Source organism: Pseudomonas sp. NPDC089530 (assembly GCF_050280705.1).
GTDB lineage: Bacteria > Pseudomonadota > Gammaproteobacteria > Pseudomonadales > Pseudomonadaceae > Aquipseudomonas.
Genome location: NZ_JBNNVU010000021.1, coordinates 56,884 through 73,810, shown reverse-complemented (window position 1 = coordinate 73,810; position 16,927 = coordinate 56,884). Strand labels below are relative to the sequence as shown.

Sequence of the window (16,927 nt, the reverse complement as noted above, 5' to 3'; positions counted from 1 at the left end):
GCTGCGGTCGATTCGCGACCTGTACTACGAACATCGCGAAGCGCTGGCGCAACTGGCCACCGAGGAGGAGCGGGTCGACCGCCTCTGCGCGGAGAACACCGTGGAATCTTCCATGCGGCCCTGGCGCAGACGTACACAGGCACCGTCTTTAAGATCGATAGCGGGGATAATCAGCATCTGGCAAACCTTCAAATTCGATTGTTCAGCTTCGCTCGGAAATCAGTTTTTCTCGAGCGCCCACAGGTCGCTTTCGATGCTCTCGAACCGCTCTTTGAGCTGGGTCTGCACATCGAAAATCGCCCTGTTGTAATAGTGCGGAGCAATTTCACGGGTAAAGAGCTCAAGAATCTCGGCCGCCTCGAACGAGCCCAGGTCGAGCTCGAAGCGGTCTTCCATGAAACGCTGGATCTTGCGATTGGCCTCGCTCTCCTGCTCGGGAGTGAGGGTCAGGATCGGCGTCCGGGATTTCTTCACGGCCATTTACCAGCGACCGTCCCACGCAGCGAAGTTCTGCAGCAACTGCAGGCCATGGGTATGGCTTTTCTCCGGGTGGAACTGCACGGCGAAACGCGAGCCCTCGGCCAGCGCCGCGGCGAAATCGACGCCGTAGTGACCGCTGCCCACCACCTGCCGCGCATTGCCGGCGGTGATGTAGTAGCTGTGCACGAAGTAGAAACGCGCCAGGTCCGGGATGTTGTGCCACAGCGGGTGGCTGACCGCCTGTTTGACTTCGTTCCAGCCCATGTGCGGGACTTTCAGGTGCTCGCCATCTTCCACCAGGCCCTTGCCGAAGAACTTCACCTGGCCGGGGAACAGGCCGATGCAGTCGACGCCGTCGTTCTCTTCGCTGCGGTCGAGCAAGGCTTGCATGCCCACGCAGATGCCAAGGAACGGACGGTCCTGGCTGACTTCACGCACCAGCGAATCGAAGCCCAGGCGACGGATCTCCGCCATGCAGTCGCGAATCGCGCCGACGCCAGGGAAAACCACCCGGTCGGCTTCGCGAATCACATCGGCATCGCTGGTGATCAGCACCTTGCCGGCGCCAACGTGCTCGAGGGCCTTGGCCACCGAGTGCAGGTTGCCCATGCCGTAATCGATAACCGCGACCGTCTGCATCACAGCACGCCTTTGGTCGAGGGCATCTGCCCGGCCATGCGCTCATCCAGCTCCACGGCCATGCGCAGGGCGCGGCCGAAAGCCTTGAACACGGTTTCGATCTGGTGGTGGGTGTTGTGCCCACGCAGGTTGTCGATGTGCAGGGTGACGTTGGCGTGGTTGACGAAGCCCTGGAAGAATTCCTGGAACAGGTCGACATCGAAGCCGCCCACGGTGGCGCGGGTGAAAGGTACGTGCATCTGCAGGCCGGGACGGCCGGAGAAGTCGATCACCACCCGCGACAGCGCCTCATCGAGCGGCACGTAGGCGTGGCCGTAGCGGCGGATGCCCTTCTTGTCGCCGATGGCTTTGGTGAAGGCCTGGCCCAGGGTGATACCGACGTCTTCCACGGTGTGGTGGTCGTCGATATGCAGGTCGCCCTTGCTTTCGATATCCAGGTCGATCAACCCGTGCCGGGCGATCTGATCCAGCATGTGCTCAAGGAAGGGAACCCCGATATCGAATCGGGCCTTTCCGGTGCCATCCAGGTTGATCGAGGCTTTGATCTGGGTTTCCAGGGTGTCGCGCTCGACGGATGCCTTACGTTCGGCCATCACCAGCTCCGCAAAATCATTGGGCGAAAAAGGCGAACATTATAGGCCGGACGGCGGCTAAACCGAAACACGCAGCGTGATATCCCTGACGGGTGAAAGCCCCTATATCCGGGCCCATACCTGTCATGACAAGCACCAAAAAGAGGCATCGGCATTACAGGTAGGACATCCGCCCCCGAACGCAATCCCTATAGCCGCTGCCGAAGGCTGCGATCGGCGCAACGGCCGTGGCGATGCTGGAATCGCTGAAGGTCCTGCGGACCTTATCGCAGCCTTCGGCAGCGGCTACAGAGAGCCTTCTGCTGGAGCGAGCCCGCTTGCTCCAGCAGAAGCAAGGTGCCGCTTAGTGGAACAGCACCGCCGTCTTCTGCAGGGTGACCCACACGCCCCACGCCAGCGGAATGCCCACCACCAGCCAGGCGGCGACCGCCAGCGGCACGCTGCCGGACGAGGCTTTCCACTCCAGCACCGTGGTGCTGTCCGCGCCCTTGTCGTGGCCCAGCGCCTGTTCGGCGGCCAGTTCGGCGTCGGTCATGAAGTACTTGTCGGCCACCGGACGCACCAGCAGGTTGCACAGGAAGCCCAGCACCAGCAGGCCGGCGAGGATGTACAGGGTGATGTCGTAGGCCGCGGCGCGCTCGACGCCGATGCTCAGCTGGTACTCGCGCAGGTAGTTCACCAGCACCGGGCCCAGCACACCCGCCGCCGCCCAGGCGGTCAGCAGGCGACCGTGGATCGCACCCACCATCTGGGTGCCGAACAGGTCCGCCAGGTAGGCCGGGACCGTGGCGAAACCGCCGCCGTACATCGACAGGATGATGCAGAACGCCGCCACGAACAGCGCGATGTTGCCCAGGTGCCCCAGGTTCGGGATCAGCGCGTACAGGGCAAAGCCCAGGGCGAAGAACACGAAGTAGGTGTTCTTGCGGCCCAGGTAGTCGGAGAACGACGCCCAGAAGAAACGGCCACCGATGTTGAACAGGCTCAGCAGACCGGTGAAGCCGGCGGCGATCGCCGCGATCGAGGCCAGTTGCGAGGCGTCCAGCTGACCGAAGGCCAGCTCGTTGCCCAGCAGCTTGCCGGCGAAGACTTCCTGCAGCAGCGGCGACGCCATGCCGAGGATGCCGATACCGGCGGAAACGTTCAGGCACAGCACCAGCCACACCAGGCGGAACTGCGGGGTTTTCCAGGCCACGTTCACGTGCACGTGGCGGTGGGTGATCATCGCGTTCGCGGCTTTTTTCGCCGGCGGGGTCCAGCCCTCAGGCTTCCAGCCGGTTGGCGGCACGCGGTACGACAGCGCACCGCCGATCATGAACACGAAGTAGATCGCCGCCATCACCAGGAAGCTCTGCCATACGCCGACGCCGGTGGGCGACGCGAAATGGCTCATCAGCGCAGCCGCCAGCGGCGCACCGACCATCGCCCCGCCGCCGAAGCCCATGATCGCCATGCCGGTGGCCATGCCGCGCTTGTCCGGGAACCACTTGATCAGGGTCGACACCGGCGAGATGTAACCCAGGCCCAGGCCGATACCACCGATCACCCCGGAGCCGATCCACATCAGCCAGATCTGGTGGGTATAGACCCCCAGCGCCGAAATCAGCAGGCCGCCGCACCAGCACAGCGCCGACACCACACCTGCCTTGCGCGGGCCGGCGTGTTCCAGCCAGCCACCCCAGATGGCCGCGGAGCAACCGAGAAAGATGAAGAACAGGGTATAGATCCAGCCGAGCATCGAGATCGGCCAGTCGCACTGGGACGAAAAGACCTGCGCGATAAAGCTCATGTCCGGGGCACAGGCGACCGGCGCGGTAATGCCCAGGGCCTTGGACAGCGGCAACCAGAACACCGAGAAGCCGTAGGCCATGCCGATGCACAGGTGGATGGCCAGAGCGGCCGGTGGAACCAGCCAACGGTTGAAACCGGGCTTGGCGATGATACGTTCTTTGGACAAGAACGCCGGCTGGGCGGCAATGGCGCCCGCCTCGGTGCTAGTGCTCATGAATGTTTCCCCCAATTATTGGAATTATTCACCCGCTGCTCTTCACCCACGGCCTTTGCACGCAGACGTGGCCGTTTTATCGAGTGACGCTTCATAGAGTGCGACTTTTCGTCGCGCAAGGGCAGATGAACCGCGAGAGATTACCATTTGCCCGTGACAGAAAAATCAAACTGCCATCACCTTTTTCGCGTCATCTGCTCCGAAAACCGCAAAAACCGATGGCTGAATCGTCGGTACTCATCCGCTGCTGCACAGCACCTGTAGGAGCCAGGCCTGCCCGCGAAGTGCCGGCCCCGACACACCGCACAACGCCCATCGCCGGCAAGCCCGGCTCCTACAGAAGCACCGACGGCACCGAGGCACCTGGCGCCTGTCCCAGTTGTACGTGAGTGAACAAACACCGCAAACGCCCCGCAGCGATCAATGACCAGCCGTCAGGCCCGGGGCGTTATACTCACGGGCTACATTCGAATTCGACATACAAGGACTCGCCCATGAAAGCGTTCGGCAAAATCCTGGGTCTGGTACTTCTCGGGCTGTTGCTGATCATCGTGGCTCTGGGCTTCGCCCTGACTCACCTGTTTGATCCCAACGACTACAAGGAAGAGATTCGCCAGATTGCCCGTGACAAGGCCCACATCGAGCTGACGCTCAATGGCGATATCGGCTGGAGCCTGTTCCCCTGGCTCGGCCTCGAACTGCATGAAGCGGGCGTCGCCACCCTGGCCAACCCGACCCAGCCGTTCGCCGACCTGCAGATGCTCGGCCTGTCGGTACGGGTGCTACCGCTGCTGCGCCGCGAGGTGCAGATGAGCGATGTGCGGGTCGAAGGCCTGAACCTGCGCCTGAACCGCAACAAGGAAGGCCACGGCAACTGGGAAGACATCGGCAAGATCGCCCCCGCCGACAAGCAGGCCCAGACCCCGGCCACCAGTACCGGCGAAACTGCCGCCAGCACCCCGGCTCCCGCGGAAAAACCGGCGCAACCGATCCGCCTGGACATCGACAGCCTGACCGTGAACAACGCCCGGGTCGAATACAACGACGAACAGAGCGGCAAGCAGTTCACCGCCGAAAGCATCCAGCTGAGCACCGGACCGGTCCACGAAGCGACCAACACCCCGGTCAAGCTCACCGCCTTCCTCGCCAGCACCCAGCCGGCGGTGCGCGTGCGCACCGAACTCAATGGCGAGCTGCGCTTCGAACGCGCCCTGAAGCGCTATCAGTTCGAAGACATGCGGCTGTCCGGCGAAGCCACCGGCGATCCGCTGCAAGGCAAGACCCTGACCTTCTCCGCCCAGGGCCAGTTGCTCCTGGACAAGGCCGCCAACATTGCCGAATGGAACGGCCTGAAGCTCTCGCTCAACCAGTTGCGTGCCCTGGGCGAGCTCAAGGTCAACGACCTGGACAAGACCCCGCAGCTCAACGGCGGGATCTCCATCGCCCAGTTCGACTTGGCCAAGTTCGTCGACAGCATCGGCCAGACCCTGCCGGCCATGGCCGAAGGCAGCCTGAGCAAGGTCGAGCTGGTCAGCCGCCTGTCCGCCACGCCGAACAGCATCGCCTTGGAAAACATCAACCTGAAGCTCGACGACAGCAGCTTCAGCGGCCGCCTGGCGGTGGAAGACCTGGCCAAGCAGGCCCTGCGCGCCCAGCTCAAGGCCGACACCTTCAACGTCGACCGCTATCTGCCGCCGAAATCCGCCGAAGCCAACAGCGCCGCAGTGGCGCGCAAGGCCGAAGTGCAGAGCAGCGAGGCCACAGCCGTCGCCGGAGCCGGCAACTCGCCGCTGCCCAACGCCCCGACCAAGGGCGCCTGGAGCACCGAGCGCCTGCTGCCGGTGGAACGCTTGAGCAAGCTGGATGTGGACGCCGACCTGAGCTTCGGCCAGCTGACCCTGGACAAGCTGCCGATCCAGAACGCCGCGCTCAAGGCCAGTGGCCAGGGCGGCCTGCTGAAACTCGAGAGCCTGCGCGGCGAGCTGTACAACGGCAGCTTCGACGCCAGCGGCAACCTCGACGTGCGCCAGCCGACGCCACTGCTGAGCCTGCAGACCAAGATCAACCGGGTGCCGGTGGAACGCATCCTGGAAAGCCAGGGGCAGAACCCGCCGGTCAAGGGCCTGGTGACCCTCAACAGCAACCTGACCAGCAGCGGCAACAGCCAGAAGGCGCTGGTGGACAGCCTCAACGGCAACGCCAGCTTCGTCATCAACGACGGCGTGCTGCTCAACGCCAACCTCGAACAGCAACTGTGCCAAGGCATCGCCACGCTGAACCGCAAGACCCTCAGCAGCGAGCCGCGGGGCAAGGACACGCCGTTCCAGGAACTCAAGGGCAACCTGACCCTGCACAACGGCGTGGCCAGCAACCCGGACCTGAAAGTGCGCATTCCCGGCATGAGCGTCAACGGCAACGGTGACATCGACCTGCGGGTACTGGGCATGGATTACCGCGTCGGTATCGTCGTCGAAGGCGACACGAGCGCCATGCCGGACCCGGCTTGCCAGGTCGGCGAACGTTTTGTCGGTATCGAACTGCCGCTGCGCTGCCGCGGCCCGCTGGAGCTGGGCGCCAAGGCCTGCCGCCTGGACCGGGACGGCCTGGGCCAGATCGCGGCCAAGCTGGCCGGCGACCGCCTGAGCGACAAGATCGATGAAAAGCTTGGCGACAAGGTCAGCCCGGAACTGAAAAACGCACTCAAGGGGCTGTTCAAACGATGAGAGCCGAGCAGTTCGCCCCGGCGGTCCTGGATTGGTACGACCGCCACGGCCGCCATGACCTGCCCTGGCAGCAGGACATCAACCCGTATCGGGTCTGGGTGTCGGAAATCATGTTGCAGCAGACCCAGGTCAGCACCGTGCTCAACTACTTCGACCGGTTCTTGGCTTCGCTGCCGACGGTCCAGGCTCTGGCCGCCGCGCCGGAAGACGAAGTGCTGCACCTGTGGACCGGCCTGGGCTACTACACCCGCGCCCGCAACCTGCAAAAGACCGCGAAGATCGTGGTCGCCGAGTACGGCGGCGAGTTTCCCCGCGACGTGGAAAAACTCACCGAGCTGCCGGGCATCGGCCTGTCCACCGCCGGCGCCATCGCCAGCATCAGCATGGGCCTGCGCGCGCCGATCCTCGACGGTAACGTCAAGCGGGTACTGGCGCGCTTTACCGCGCAAGAGGGCTACCCCGGCGAGCCCAAGGTGGCCAAGCAGCTGTGGGCCGCGGCCGAGCGCTTCACCCCACAGACCCGGGTGAATCACTACACCCAGGCGATGATGGACCTGGGCGCCACCCTCTGCACCCGCACCAAGCCCAGCTGCCTGCTGTGCCCGCTGGAAAGGGGCTGCGAAGCGCACATGCTGGGCCTGGAAACCCGCTACCCGATCCCCAAGCCGCGCAAGGAAGTGCCACAGAAGCGCACCCTGATGCCCATGCTGGCCAACCACGAGGGCGCCATCTTGCTGTACCGCCGCCCTTCCAGCGGCCTGTGGGGCGGTTTGTGGAGCCTGCCGGAACTGGACGACCTGACGGACCTGGAACACCTGGCCGCGCAGCACTCGCTGGAGCTGGGCCGTTCCCACGAACTGCCGGGGCTGGTGCACACCTTCAGCCACTTCCAGCTGGCCATCGAGCCCTGGCTGGTCCAGGTCCAGGCCGCCGCCCATCACGTGGCCGAGGCCGACTGGCTCTGGTATAACCTCGCCACCCCGCCGCGCCTGGGCCTCGCCGCCCCGGTGAAGAAACTGCTCAAACGCGCGGCCGACGTATTGAACGCAGGAGAGTTGCAATGACCCGCACCGTGATGTGCCGCAAATACAAAGAACAACTGCCGGGCCTGGAGCGTCCTCCGTATCCGGGCGCCAAGGGCCAGGAGATTTTCGAGCACGTGTCCGCCAAGGCCTGGGCCGACTGGCAGAAGCACCAGACCCTGCTGATCAACGAAAAACGCCTGAACATGATGAACGCCGACGACCGCAAATACCTGCAGGGCGAAATGGACAAGTTCTTCTCCGGCGAGGAATACGCCAAGGCCGAAGGCTACGTTCCGCCAGCGGAGTAAACCCGCTGAAATCGGGGTGGGAACGTAAGCGGCGGTAATAATTAAACTTTTTTTCAAAACTTGCTTGACGCCCCCCCGAAAAACCCGTTTAATGCGCCCCGTTGCCCAGATAGCTCAGTCGGTAGAGCAGGGGATTGAAAATCCCCGTGTCGGCGGTTCGATTCCGTCTCTGGGCACCACTAATACCGAAACCCCTGAATCGAAAGATTCAGGGGTTTTTTATTGCCTGGGATTTATCGGTGCCTGCTTCAGCACCAGCCCTTCCCTCAAGAACCTTCGCTCCAGTGCAGGTTGAGGTCGCGAACGCCCGCCGCCTTCATATCCACCATGCTGTGTTCAGTACGCCCGCCACGGGTGGCGGCCACCTGGTACTTGCCGGCTGGCAACTGCACATAAACGATGGGACCTACCTGGTTCAGGTTCAGGACCGACTTCCCTTGCGGGTTCTGGATCGCCACGTCGACATCCGAGGTGTAGAGGTTTTGCGGGCCGACGGAGAAGGTCATGTGCAGGTTGTAACCCTTGGTCTGCATGAGCGCCCTGGATTCGTCGAGGCCGATACCGCCCGCGACGTAGGCAATGCCGTTCTGCTGTTGCGGTACCAGTTGCACGCCAGCCGGGTCGATCGGTTCGTTGCTGGGGGTGGCGGCCTGTACGCCGAGCGGCGCGAGCGTCAGCAGCGCCGCGATGACGCCGGTGACAAGAGATGAAAAAAAGGACTTCATGATGAGCACTCCCGGGTTCGTCTCGAACCACTGAAAGGAACGCCACCCTCAAGTATCCAGCCCCAGCGCGGTAGCGTCCGGGTCTCCCCTTTTCCTCTTGAATGGCTCAACCAAGTTTCAGGCGAGCGATGCTCAAATGAAAAGCCCGCAGGACGACATGCTCCACCGGCCTCTTCGGTCAGTGTACGCCCCGGCACCGAGCGGTTTAGATCGATTCGGCATGACCCTGTTACTCGATGATGCTAGCCACCGCCAAGGGGATCCTGGCCCCGTTGCTGCGGGTCGAGGCATTCATCCTAGAAGACAAGCCGTCCCGTGCAGCGGCTCAGGCTCCGTACTGCCGCGTCGGCGGCATGCCGATGTGGGTCGCCGCCGGCCATTGCCTCAAGCGCTCCAGCACCGAATGCAACGCCGCCAAACTGTGTTGATTGCTGATGTGGAGGCTGGTGTTGTTACCCAGAAACCGCCGAGTCTCGAGAATGTAGGTGCGGTACTGCACACGTCCTCGCCGCCCCAGATCAATGGATTGGTCCAGGGTCGCCAGGCGAGTCATGTCCTCGAAGGGAATGAAGTACCGGTAAAGGGCACTGGGGGTCTTTGGCGGGCCACAGGTCAAGTGCAGACCGTCGACGTCAAACCAGGCATCGACACGAGCAGGCGGATACAGCAGCCTGATCACACCCAAGACGAGCAGTGGAATAAATACAATCGACGTACCCAGGATCAAAGCAAGCGTCTGCTGCCCCAACGCCACCACCCCCAGCAACCCGAGGACCAGCACCAGCCAGCCGTAACGCAACACGCGGCAGGGGCGTCGCTCGGGAATGGCCAGCGCCGCCAGCTCCACCCCGTCGGCCCACAGGCTGATGCACTCGGGAAACAGCTTGATGCGCGCATCGTCGGCAAACGGGTTGTATTCAGGCATTAACGAATCAACTGGTAAAAAGATGTGCGGCCATATTACTAGGTACGGCGGCATACACCGCTTCATCATCTCGCCAAGGAAGCTGCCCCCGCATGTCCGCCCCGCCGCTTGAACTGCGTCACCTGTTGCCCCTTCTTTTGCTCGGCCTGCTGCCTCTGTTGTGCACCCACCACGCCTGGGCTGCGACACCGGCCAAGACCCTGGTCGAGTGCACTCTGGCGGAGCCCTCCCAGCAGCTCGCCCTGCTGCGCACCGCATCCTTTGTCGACACCCATGTTTATCGCCTGCGCCATGGGCCGCAGACCTGGCTGCTCTACGACACCCAAGACGACTCCCTTGGCATGAACGTGCAGTGGCAATGCGTGGCAACGGGCGCCAACACCCGGCTGCTGGTGCTGTCCGGTGAGTTCACCGCCAACTACCTGCAAGGCGCGGCGTTTTACTGGGAGCCCCACGGCGGCCAGGTGCAACGCATTGATTTTGCCGAAAGAAACCGCCCCGGCTGGGTACAGATGACCGCCCAGGGGCCACGGGTCATCTTCAACAATGTCGGCCACGAAAGCAGCCACCGCTACCTGATATACGGCCCGCGCGATGCCTATGAAGAGCTTGATCAACTGCCACCGGACCTCATCAGGTTGCAGCTGCAAAGCCACTGATAAAGTTGCTCGGTGCGGATCGGCCCGGTTATTAATGAGCGCACCCAAAAGCGCCGGGCACTACCGCCCGGCCATTCGTCGGCCCGCAGCGGACCCTGCCCCGGAACAGGAACACCGGCCATGACAGTGCAATCCACTTTGCCCGTACCAACTGCCCGACAAGCCGCCAGCCCCGGTGGCGAAGCCTTCCACGAACTGGCCGCGGACGGTGTGCGCCTTGGCGGCTTCACCTGGCGCCACGCCACAGCGGACGCCGCGCGCCCGGTGGTGATCATCACCGCCGCCACCTCGGTGCGCTGCCGCCACTATGGGCGGTTCGCCGACTACCTGTTCGGCCATGGGTTCGATGTCATCACCTACGACTACCGCGGCATCGGCGAGTCGCGACCGGCGTCGATGCGCCAGCTGAAAGCCTCTTGGTCGGACTGGGGCACCCTGGACTTCGAAGCCATGCTGCAACGTGCGCAGCGGGAATTCCCCGGCCAGCCCATCGATGTGGTCGGGCACAGCTTCGGCGGCTGCGCAGCGGGCCTTGGCGCCTCCGGGCAACTGATCCGGCGCATGGTCACGGTGGGCGCCCAATTCGCCTACTGGCGCGACTACGCCCCGGCGCAGCGCTGGCAGATGCTGGGCAAGTGGCATGTGGTGATGCCGCTGCTGACGGCGATCTGCGGCTACTTCCCCGGCAAGCGCCTGGGCTGGCTGGAAGACACCCCCGCCGGCGTGGTGCGTGATTGGGCCACGCCTACCGCGCTGTATCAGCGACGGCCCAGCGGGCGTCACCTGGCGCGTCAGGAGCCGGCGCTACCCTTCGCCCGGGTCAAGGCGCAACTGCTGGCCATCAGCATCAGCGACGACCCTTACGGCACCGTGCCAGCCATCGAGCGCCTGCTGGACTACTTCACCGCCAGCCAGCGCAGCCACCTGCGCATCACGCCGGCGGACATCGGCGAGCAGGAAGTCGGGCACTTCGCGTTTTTCCGCAGCCATTACCAGACCCGCCTGTGGCCGATCGCCCTGGCCTGGCTGCAACACGCCGCGCTGCCCATGGACACCCCGGGACGCCTGATCAGCGGTCGCCGTTGAGCGTGCCAGCCGGCGCATTTACTGGCATCCTTCGCCGCCTGCCAGCCAGGCCCGACACCCAGTCGGGGCCCGGCCTCCCATTCGCGCAATAAGGTACGACGCCCATGGCATCCGCGAACAAGCAACACAAAAGAGCCCAGCGGGCGAAAACCAAGGCCAAGCAGAACCGCACCCAGCGCCATGCCGCGCCAGTGGAACTGGACCCGAACGACGACCGCATCGACTTCGAATCGGTGGACCTGACCGAACTGTTCAAGAAGATGATCGACGCCGAAAAGACCAGCTTGCAGGCCATGTGCTCGGCATTCCTGGAAGACCCGCTGCTGGAGATCGTCTACGAGCAAGAAGGGGAAGAAGGCGCCATGGATTTCATCCTCGCCGCCCTGATCGAGTACCGCCAGTGGTCCACAGAGACCGACGAGGCCGGCGCCCTGGCCTGGATCGAGAGCCCGCAGTTCCAGGCCGCTTACCTGGCCGCCTCGGAAGCGCTGATGCAGAAGTAAGGTTCAACACGATCTGTAACCGCTGGGCACCAGCCGCAAACCCAGCAACGCCCGACATACCGCAGACGACCGCTCCGCGGTCGATCGCAGCCTCGCTTCGCTCGGAAGCGGCTACAGGGGATGTGGACAGGCATGAAAAAGGCTGCTGTCATCGCTGACAGCGGCCTTTTTCTTTACCGGGAAAACCTCAAGCGCGGCTCAATACACCCGCCGCCTGCTTCTCCAGCTTGCGCCGACGGGCCACCAGCAGGCCCGCCGCGATCACGATGATGCTCAACAGGCCAGTAGCGATGATTTCCATGCGATGGGCTTCCTGGAACAGCATCACGGTCAGCACCCCGACGATGAACAGGATCACCGCATAGGTCAGGCCCGGGAACAGCCACATGCGGAAGGCGATGCGCTCGCCGGCCGCATCGCGCTTCTGGCGCATGCGCAACTGCGAAATGGCGATCACCAGGTACACCAGCAGGGCGATGGCGCCGGAACTGGCCAGCAGGAACTCGAACACCGCGGCCGGGGCCACATAGTTGGCGAACACCGCAAGGAAGGCCGCAGCGGTGGACAGGATCACTGCCCAGTACGGCGTGCCGCTGTTGTTGGTGCGCTTGGCCGCGGCCGGGGCGTCGCCACGCTTGCCCAGGGAGAACAGCATGCGTGAGGCGGTGTAGAGCGCCGAGTTCAGGCAGCTGGTCACGGCCACCAGCACCACCAGGTCGACGATCAGCTTGGCGTTAGGGATGCCCATGCGATCGAGCACGGTCTGGTAGGAACCGACCTGGGCCAGGCTCGGGTCGTTCCACGGCACCAGGGACACGACGATGAAGATCGACACGAGGTAGAACACGCCGATCCGCCAGATCACCGAGTTGGTGGCCTTGCTGATCTGCTGGCCCGGGTTCTTCGACTCGGCGGCAGCGATGGTGACGATCTCGGTGCCCATGAACGAGAACATGGTGGTCAGCATGGCAGCGAGGACCGCGCCCATGCCGTTGGGCAGGAAGCCCTGGGTATCGACCAGGTGCGACACGCCGCTGACACTGCTGGTCGGCAGCAGGCCGAAGATCGCCAGCAGGCCGAGGATCACGAAGCCGATGATCGCCACGACCTTGATCAGGGCGAACCAGAACTCGAACTCACCGTAGTGCTTCACGCTGAACAGGTTGGTGGCGGTCAGCAGCAGGGTGATGACCAGGGTGAACGCCCAGATCGCGATATTGGGGAACCAGGCGTGCAGGATGGTCGCGGCGGCGTTGGCCTCCAGCGGAATCACCAGCACCCAGAACCACCAGTACAACCAGCCGATGGTGAAGCCGGCCCAATGGCCGATGGCCCGGTCGGCATAAGTCGAGAAAGAACCGGTGTCCGGCGAGGCGACGGCCATTTCGGCCAGCATGCGCATCACCAGCACCACCAGGGTGCCTGCGGCGGCGTAGGCCAGCAGCACGGCAGGACCGGCTTCGGCGATGGCGTGGCCGGAGCCGACGAACAGCCCGGCGCCGATTACCCCGGCGATCGACAGCATGGTGACGTGTCGCGGTTTGAGCCCCTGTTCGAGGTCATTGGAAGTATGGGTACCGCTCATTGAAACTACCTTTGCGAAGAAAGCGAAAGCGTCCACCCGGTCTGGATTTCCTTCTTGTAAAAAGAATCCAACAGGGCGTTGTTTATTTCTTACGCAAGATTTGCGCCAAAATGTTACAGAGTCCCGGTCCAGAGCGCTTGCCAAGACGACGGACGGAACAGCGCAAGTCCTTGAGATTAATGGCCTTGTGCCAGAACGTTACCGCACCACCCATTTGTTCATAACGAACGAGCGCACCAGAAACACACACAAAAAGTGCGTCGCGCACAATTAAAGGGCGGATCAGCAGCCTTTGGCCGTTTTGCCCTTCCAACACCCGGCCAAAGCTGGCAACATCGCGCCTTTTTTTACGCGACACCCGCCGGGAACAAGGTTCAAACGGGCGTTCGGTTGTTGATGGCGCGACAGTCTGCTGTGCCGATGCGACAACCTGTCACACGCCGTTCGCTTACCTCCCGTAGCGCTGTTGGCTGTCATTCGAACGCTATGCTAGGTTGGCGCCTCGCCAGGAAAGCCGCTACCAGCAGGAGCGCAATGAACTCATGAGGACCGCACATGGCCGAGGCCACGCCCGCGCTTGAAATCCGCAACTTGCACAAACGCTACGGCTCGCTGGAGGTGCTCAAGGGTGTCTCGCTGACCGCACGCGACGGCGATGTGATCTCGATCCTGGGTTCCTCCGGTTCCGGCAAGTCGACTTTCCTGCGTTGCATCAACCTCCTGGAAAACCCGCACCAGGGCCAGATCCTGGTGGCCGGCGAAGAACTCAAGCTCAAGGCCGCCAAGAACGGCGAACTGATCGCCGCCGACGGCAAGCAGATCAACCGCCTGCGCAGCGAAATCGGCTTCGTGTTCCAGAACTTCAATCTCTGGCCGCACATGAGCGTGCTCGACAACATCATCGAGGCGCCGCGCCGGGTCCTCGGCCAGAGCAAGGCCGAAGCCATCGAAGTGGCCGAAGCGCTGCTGGCCAAGGTCGGCATCGCCGACAAACGCCACGCCTATCCGGCCCAACTGTCCGGCGGCCAGCAGCAACGCGCCGCCATCGCCCGCACCCTGGCGATGCAACCCAAGGTCATCCTGTTCGACGAACCGACCTCGGCGCTGGACCCGGAAATGGTCCAGGAAGTCCTCAACGTGATCCGCGCCCTGGCCGAAGAAGGCCGGACCATGCTGCTGGTCACCCACGAAATGAGCTTTGCCCGTCAGGTCTCCAGTGAAGTGGTGTTCCTGCACCAGGGCCTGGTGGAAGAGCAGGGATCGCCACAGCAGGTGTTCGAGAACCCGCTTTCGGCACGCTGCAAACAATTCATGTCCAGCAACCGCTAACGGAGCAACACCCATGCAGAGCTATAAGAAATTCCTCCTGGCCGCTGCCGCCACCCTGGTGTTCTCGGCCAATGCGATGGCCGCCGAAAAACTGAAGATGGGCATCGAAGCGGCCTACCCGCCGTTCAACAACAAGGATGCCAGCGGCCAGGTCGTGGGCTTCGACAAAGACATCGGCGACGCCCTGTGCGCCAAGATGAAAGTCGAGTGCGAAGTGGTCACCTCCGACTGGGACGGCATCATCCCAGCCCTGAACGCCAAGAAGTTCGACTTCCTGATCTCGTCGATGTCGATCACCGACGAACGCAAGCAGGCAGTGGACTTCACCGACCCGTACTACTCCAACAAGCTGCAGTTCATCGCCCCTAAAGACAAGGCCGACTTCAAGACCGACAAAGCTTCCCTCAAAGGCAAGATCATCGGTGCCCAGCGCGCCACCCTGTCCGGTACCTGGCTGGAAGACAACCTGGGCGACGACATCACCATCAAGCTCTACGACACCCAGGAAAACGCCTTCCTGGACCTGACGTCCGGCCGCCTGGACGCGATCCTGGCCGACAAGTACGTCAACTACGAGTGGCTCAAGAGCGAAGCAGGCAAGCCTTACGAGTTCAAGGGCGAGCCGGTCGAAGAAAGCGACAAGATCGGCATCGCCGTGCGCAAGAACGATCCGATCCGCGAGAAACTCAACGCTGCGTTGAAAGAAATCGTGGCCGACGGCACCTACAAGAAGATCAACGACAAGTACTTCCCGTTCAGCATCTACTGATACTGACTGGCCTGCCCGACGCCCTTCCCCGAGGGCGCCGGTCCTTAGCAAAGCCTGCCGCGACTTGAATAACCATCCATGAATATCGATCTCTACGGATTCGGCCCGGCGCTCGCCGCCGGCGCGCTGATGACCGTCAAGCTGGCCCTGTCGGCACTGTGCCTGGGGCTGGTGCTCGGCCTGCTCGGCGCCCTGGCCAAGACCTCCCCGTACAAGCCGCTGCAATGGCTTGGCGGCACCTACTCGACCCTGGTACGCGGCGTTCCCGAACTGCTCTGGGTGCTGCTGATCTACTTCGGCACCGTCAACCTGATGCGCGCCCTGGGTGAGTACTTCGGCAATCCGGAGCTGGAACTCAACGCCTTCGCCGCCGGGGTCATCGCCCTCGGCCTGTGCTTCGGCGCCTACGCCACCGAAGTGTTCCGCGGCGCGATCCTCGCCATTCCCAAGGGCCATCGTGAGGCCGGCGTGGCCCTGGGCCTGTCGAAATGGCGGATCTTCACCAAGCTGATCCTGCCGCAGATGTGGCGCATCGCCCTGCCGGGCCTGGGCAACCTGTTCATGATCCTGATGAAGGACACCGCGCTGGTGTCGGTGATCGGCCTGGAAGAAATCATGCGTCACTCGCAAATCGCCGTGACCGTATCCAAGCAGCCCTTCACCTTCTACATGGTGGCGGCCTTCATGTACCTGGGCCTGACCGTACTGGCCATGGGCGGCATGCATGTCCTGGAAAAACGCGCCGCTCGCGGCTTCGCGAGGAACGCGCAATGAATTGGGAAGTGATCATCAAGTGGCTGCCCAAGCTGGCCCAGGGCGCTACGCTGACCCTGGAACTGGTGGCCATCGCGGTCATCGCCGGCCTGCTGCTGGCCATTCCGCTGGGCATCGCCCGCTCGTCGCGCCTGTGGTACGTGCGCGCCCTGCCCTATGCCTACATATTCTTCTTCCGCGGCACGCCGCTGCTGGTGCAGCTGTTCCTGGTCTATTACGGCCTGGCGCAGTTCGACGCAGTGCGTAACAGCGCGATGTGGCCCTACCTGCGCGATCCGTTCTGGTGCGCCACCGCCACCATGACCCTGCACACCGCGGCCTATATCGCCGAGATCCTGCGCGGGGCGATCCAGGCGATCCCGCCGGGCGAGATCGAAGCCGCACGGGCCCTGGGCATGTCCAAGCCCAAGGCGCTGTTCTACATCATCCTGCCCCGGGCGGCGCGCATCGGCCTGCCGGCCTACAGCAACGAAGTGATCCTGATGCTCAAGGCCAGTGCCCTGGCCAGTACCGTGACCCTGCTGGAACTGACCGGCATGGCCCGCACCATCATCGCCCGCACCTACCTGCCGGTGGAGATCTTCTTCGCCGCCGGGGTGTTCTACCTGCTGATGTCCTACGTGCTGGTGCAAGGCTTCAAGCTGCTGGAACGCTGGTTGCGCGTCGAGCAGTGCCAGGGCCGCTGATCCCGCCCCTTGTAGGAGCGAGGCTTGCCCGCGATAAACGATGACGCGGCGCTTCAGGCAAACCGCGCCGCTCTTATCGCGGGCAAGCCTCGCTCCTACGATCTACATCCTGA

At 63.2% G+C, this 16,927-nt stretch carries 18 protein-coding genes, 1 tRNA gene and 2 pseudogenes; 12 read left to right on the top strand and 9 right to left on the bottom strand.

Annotation, left to right across the window (positions count from 1 at the left end; all coding sequences use genetic code 11):
- A pseudogene (locus tag ACQKQA_RS11325) lies at positions 1-106 on the top strand (carbonic anhydrase); the annotation flags it as partial.
- Here ACQKQA_RS11325 and ACQKQA_RS11320 read toward each other — a convergent pair.
- The 5 genes and pseudogenes from ACQKQA_RS11320 to ACQKQA_RS11300 all read right to left on the bottom strand — a co-directional run.
- Positions 91-177: pseudogene (locus tag ACQKQA_RS11320) on the bottom strand (HisA/HisF-related TIM barrel protein); the annotation flags it as partial. The pseudogenes ACQKQA_RS11325 and ACQKQA_RS11320 overlap by 16 nt on opposite strands.
- Positions 178-219: 42 nt before the next feature.
- Positions 220-480, bottom strand: coding sequence for a DUF2164 domain-containing protein (locus ACQKQA_RS11315; RefSeq protein WP_044460699.1), 261 nt, complete (start codon positions 478-480; stop codon positions 220-222).
- Positions 481-1,119 (bottom strand): imidazole glycerol phosphate synthase subunit HisH, encoded by a 639-nt coding sequence (gene hisH, locus ACQKQA_RS11310; protein ID WP_427556884.1) that lies wholly within the window; start codon positions 1,117-1,119, stop codon positions 481-483.
- The gene (gene hisB / locus ACQKQA_RS11305) at positions 1,119-1,712 is read right to left on the bottom strand and encodes an imidazoleglycerol-phosphate dehydratase HisB (protein ID WP_427556881.1); all 594 of its coding nucleotides are present in this window, start codon (positions 1,710-1,712) and stop codon (positions 1,119-1,121) included. The genes hisH and hisB overlap by 1 nt, the downstream gene beginning before the upstream one ends.
- Positions 1,713-2,055: 343 nt before the next feature.
- Positions 2,056-3,717 carry an OFA family MFS transporter gene (locus ACQKQA_RS11300; RefSeq protein ID WP_427556878.1) on the bottom strand — a complete coding sequence of 554 codons (1,662 nt, stop codon included), beginning with the start codon at positions 3,715-3,717 and terminating at the stop codon, positions 2,056-2,058.
- Positions 3,718-4,211: 494 nt separating this feature from the next.
- Here ACQKQA_RS11300 and ACQKQA_RS11295 point away from each other — a divergent pair, with 494 nt between their 5' ends.
- From ACQKQA_RS11295 to ACQKQA_RS11280, 4 genes are all read left to right on the top strand, one after another.
- Positions 4,212-6,440, top strand: a complete 2,229-nt coding sequence (locus tag ACQKQA_RS11295; RefSeq protein ID WP_427556875.1) for an AsmA family protein — start codon at positions 4,212-4,214, stop codon at positions 6,438-6,440.
- Positions 6,437-7,504: an A/G-specific adenine glycosylase gene (gene mutY, locus ACQKQA_RS11290; protein ID WP_427556872.1), complete on the top strand. Its 1,068-nt coding sequence runs from the start codon at positions 6,437-6,439 to the stop codon at positions 7,502-7,504. Before ACQKQA_RS11295 ends, mutY begins: the two co-directional genes overlap by 4 nt.
- Positions 7,501-7,773, top strand: a complete 273-nt coding sequence (locus ACQKQA_RS11285; RefSeq protein ID WP_044460694.1) for an oxidative damage protection protein — start codon at positions 7,501-7,503, stop codon at positions 7,771-7,773. The genes mutY and ACQKQA_RS11285 overlap by 4 nt, the downstream gene beginning before the upstream one ends.
- A 103-nt stretch (positions 7,774-7,876) precedes the next feature.
- Positions 7,877-7,952: transfer RNA gene (locus ACQKQA_RS11280), tRNA-Phe, on the top strand.
- Between the two features lie 87 nt (positions 7,953-8,039).
- Here the strand turns inward: ACQKQA_RS11280 and ACQKQA_RS11275 are convergent.
- Positions 8,040-8,498, bottom strand: a complete 459-nt coding sequence (locus tag ACQKQA_RS11275) for a carboxypeptidase regulatory-like domain-containing protein (protein WP_427556868.1) — start codon at positions 8,496-8,498, stop codon at positions 8,040-8,042.
- A gap of 325 nt (positions 8,499-8,823) precedes the next feature.
- Positions 8,824-9,423 (bottom strand): hypothetical protein, encoded by a 600-nt coding sequence (locus ACQKQA_RS11270; protein WP_427556865.1) that lies wholly within the window; start codon positions 9,421-9,423, stop codon positions 8,824-8,826.
- 92 nt (positions 9,424-9,515) lie between these two features.
- On the opposite strand from ACQKQA_RS11270, the gene ACQKQA_RS11265 reads away from it, so the two are divergent.
- The 3 genes from ACQKQA_RS11265 (at position 9,516) to ACQKQA_RS11255 (ending at position 11,671) form a co-directional block, all read left to right on the top strand.
- Positions 9,516-10,082, top strand: a complete 567-nt coding sequence (locus ACQKQA_RS11265) for a hypothetical protein (protein WP_427556863.1) — start codon at positions 9,516-9,518, stop codon at positions 10,080-10,082.
- 120 nt (positions 10,083-10,202) lie between these two features.
- A complete protein-coding gene (locus tag ACQKQA_RS11260) occupies positions 10,203-11,168 on the top strand; it encodes an alpha/beta hydrolase family protein (RefSeq protein ID WP_427556860.1) in 966 nt (321 codons plus the stop codon).
- A 104-nt stretch (positions 11,169-11,272) separates the two neighbouring features.
- The gene (locus ACQKQA_RS11255) at positions 11,273-11,671 is read left to right on the top strand and encodes a hypothetical protein (RefSeq protein ID WP_427556858.1); all 399 of its coding nucleotides are present in this window, start codon (positions 11,273-11,275) and stop codon (positions 11,669-11,671) included.
- 187 nt (positions 11,672-11,858) lie between these two features.
- Here the strand turns inward: ACQKQA_RS11255 and gabP are convergent, their stop codons facing one another.
- The gene (gene gabP, locus ACQKQA_RS11250; RefSeq protein ID WP_427556857.1) at positions 11,859-13,256 is read right to left on the bottom strand and encodes a GABA permease; all 1,398 of its coding nucleotides are present in this window, start codon (positions 13,254-13,256) and stop codon (positions 11,859-11,861) included.
- Between the two features lie 82 nt (positions 13,257-13,338).
- Positions 13,339-13,614 (bottom strand): hypothetical protein, encoded by a 276-nt coding sequence (locus tag ACQKQA_RS11245; protein ID WP_427556855.1) that lies wholly within the window; start codon positions 13,612-13,614, stop codon positions 13,339-13,341.
- Positions 13,615-13,811: 197 nt separating this feature from the next.
- Here ACQKQA_RS11245 and ACQKQA_RS11240 point away from each other — a divergent pair, with 197 nt between their 5' ends.
- The 4 genes from ACQKQA_RS11240 (at position 13,812) to ACQKQA_RS11225 (ending at position 16,814) form a co-directional block, all read left to right on the top strand.
- Positions 13,812-14,585 (top strand): ABC transporter ATP-binding protein, encoded by a 774-nt coding sequence (locus ACQKQA_RS11240; RefSeq protein WP_075117393.1) that lies wholly within the window; start codon positions 13,812-13,814, stop codon positions 14,583-14,585.
- Positions 14,586-14,598: 13 nt separating this feature from the next.
- The gene (locus ACQKQA_RS11235) at positions 14,599-15,354 is read left to right on the top strand and encodes an ABC transporter substrate-binding protein (protein ID WP_427556851.1); all 756 of its coding nucleotides are present in this window, start codon (positions 14,599-14,601) and stop codon (positions 15,352-15,354) included.
- A 78-nt stretch (positions 15,355-15,432) separates the two neighbouring features.
- The gene (locus tag ACQKQA_RS11230; protein ID WP_427556848.1) at positions 15,433-16,128 is read left to right on the top strand and encodes an ABC transporter permease; all 696 of its coding nucleotides are present in this window, start codon (positions 15,433-15,435) and stop codon (positions 16,126-16,128) included.
- On the top strand, positions 16,125-16,814 hold the full coding sequence (locus ACQKQA_RS11225) for an ABC transporter permease (protein ID WP_007922607.1): 690 nt from the start codon (positions 16,125-16,127) through the stop codon (positions 16,812-16,814). The genes ACQKQA_RS11230 and ACQKQA_RS11225 overlap by 4 nt, the downstream gene beginning before the upstream one ends.
- The last annotated feature ends 113 nt before the right edge of the window (positions 16,815-16,927 follow it).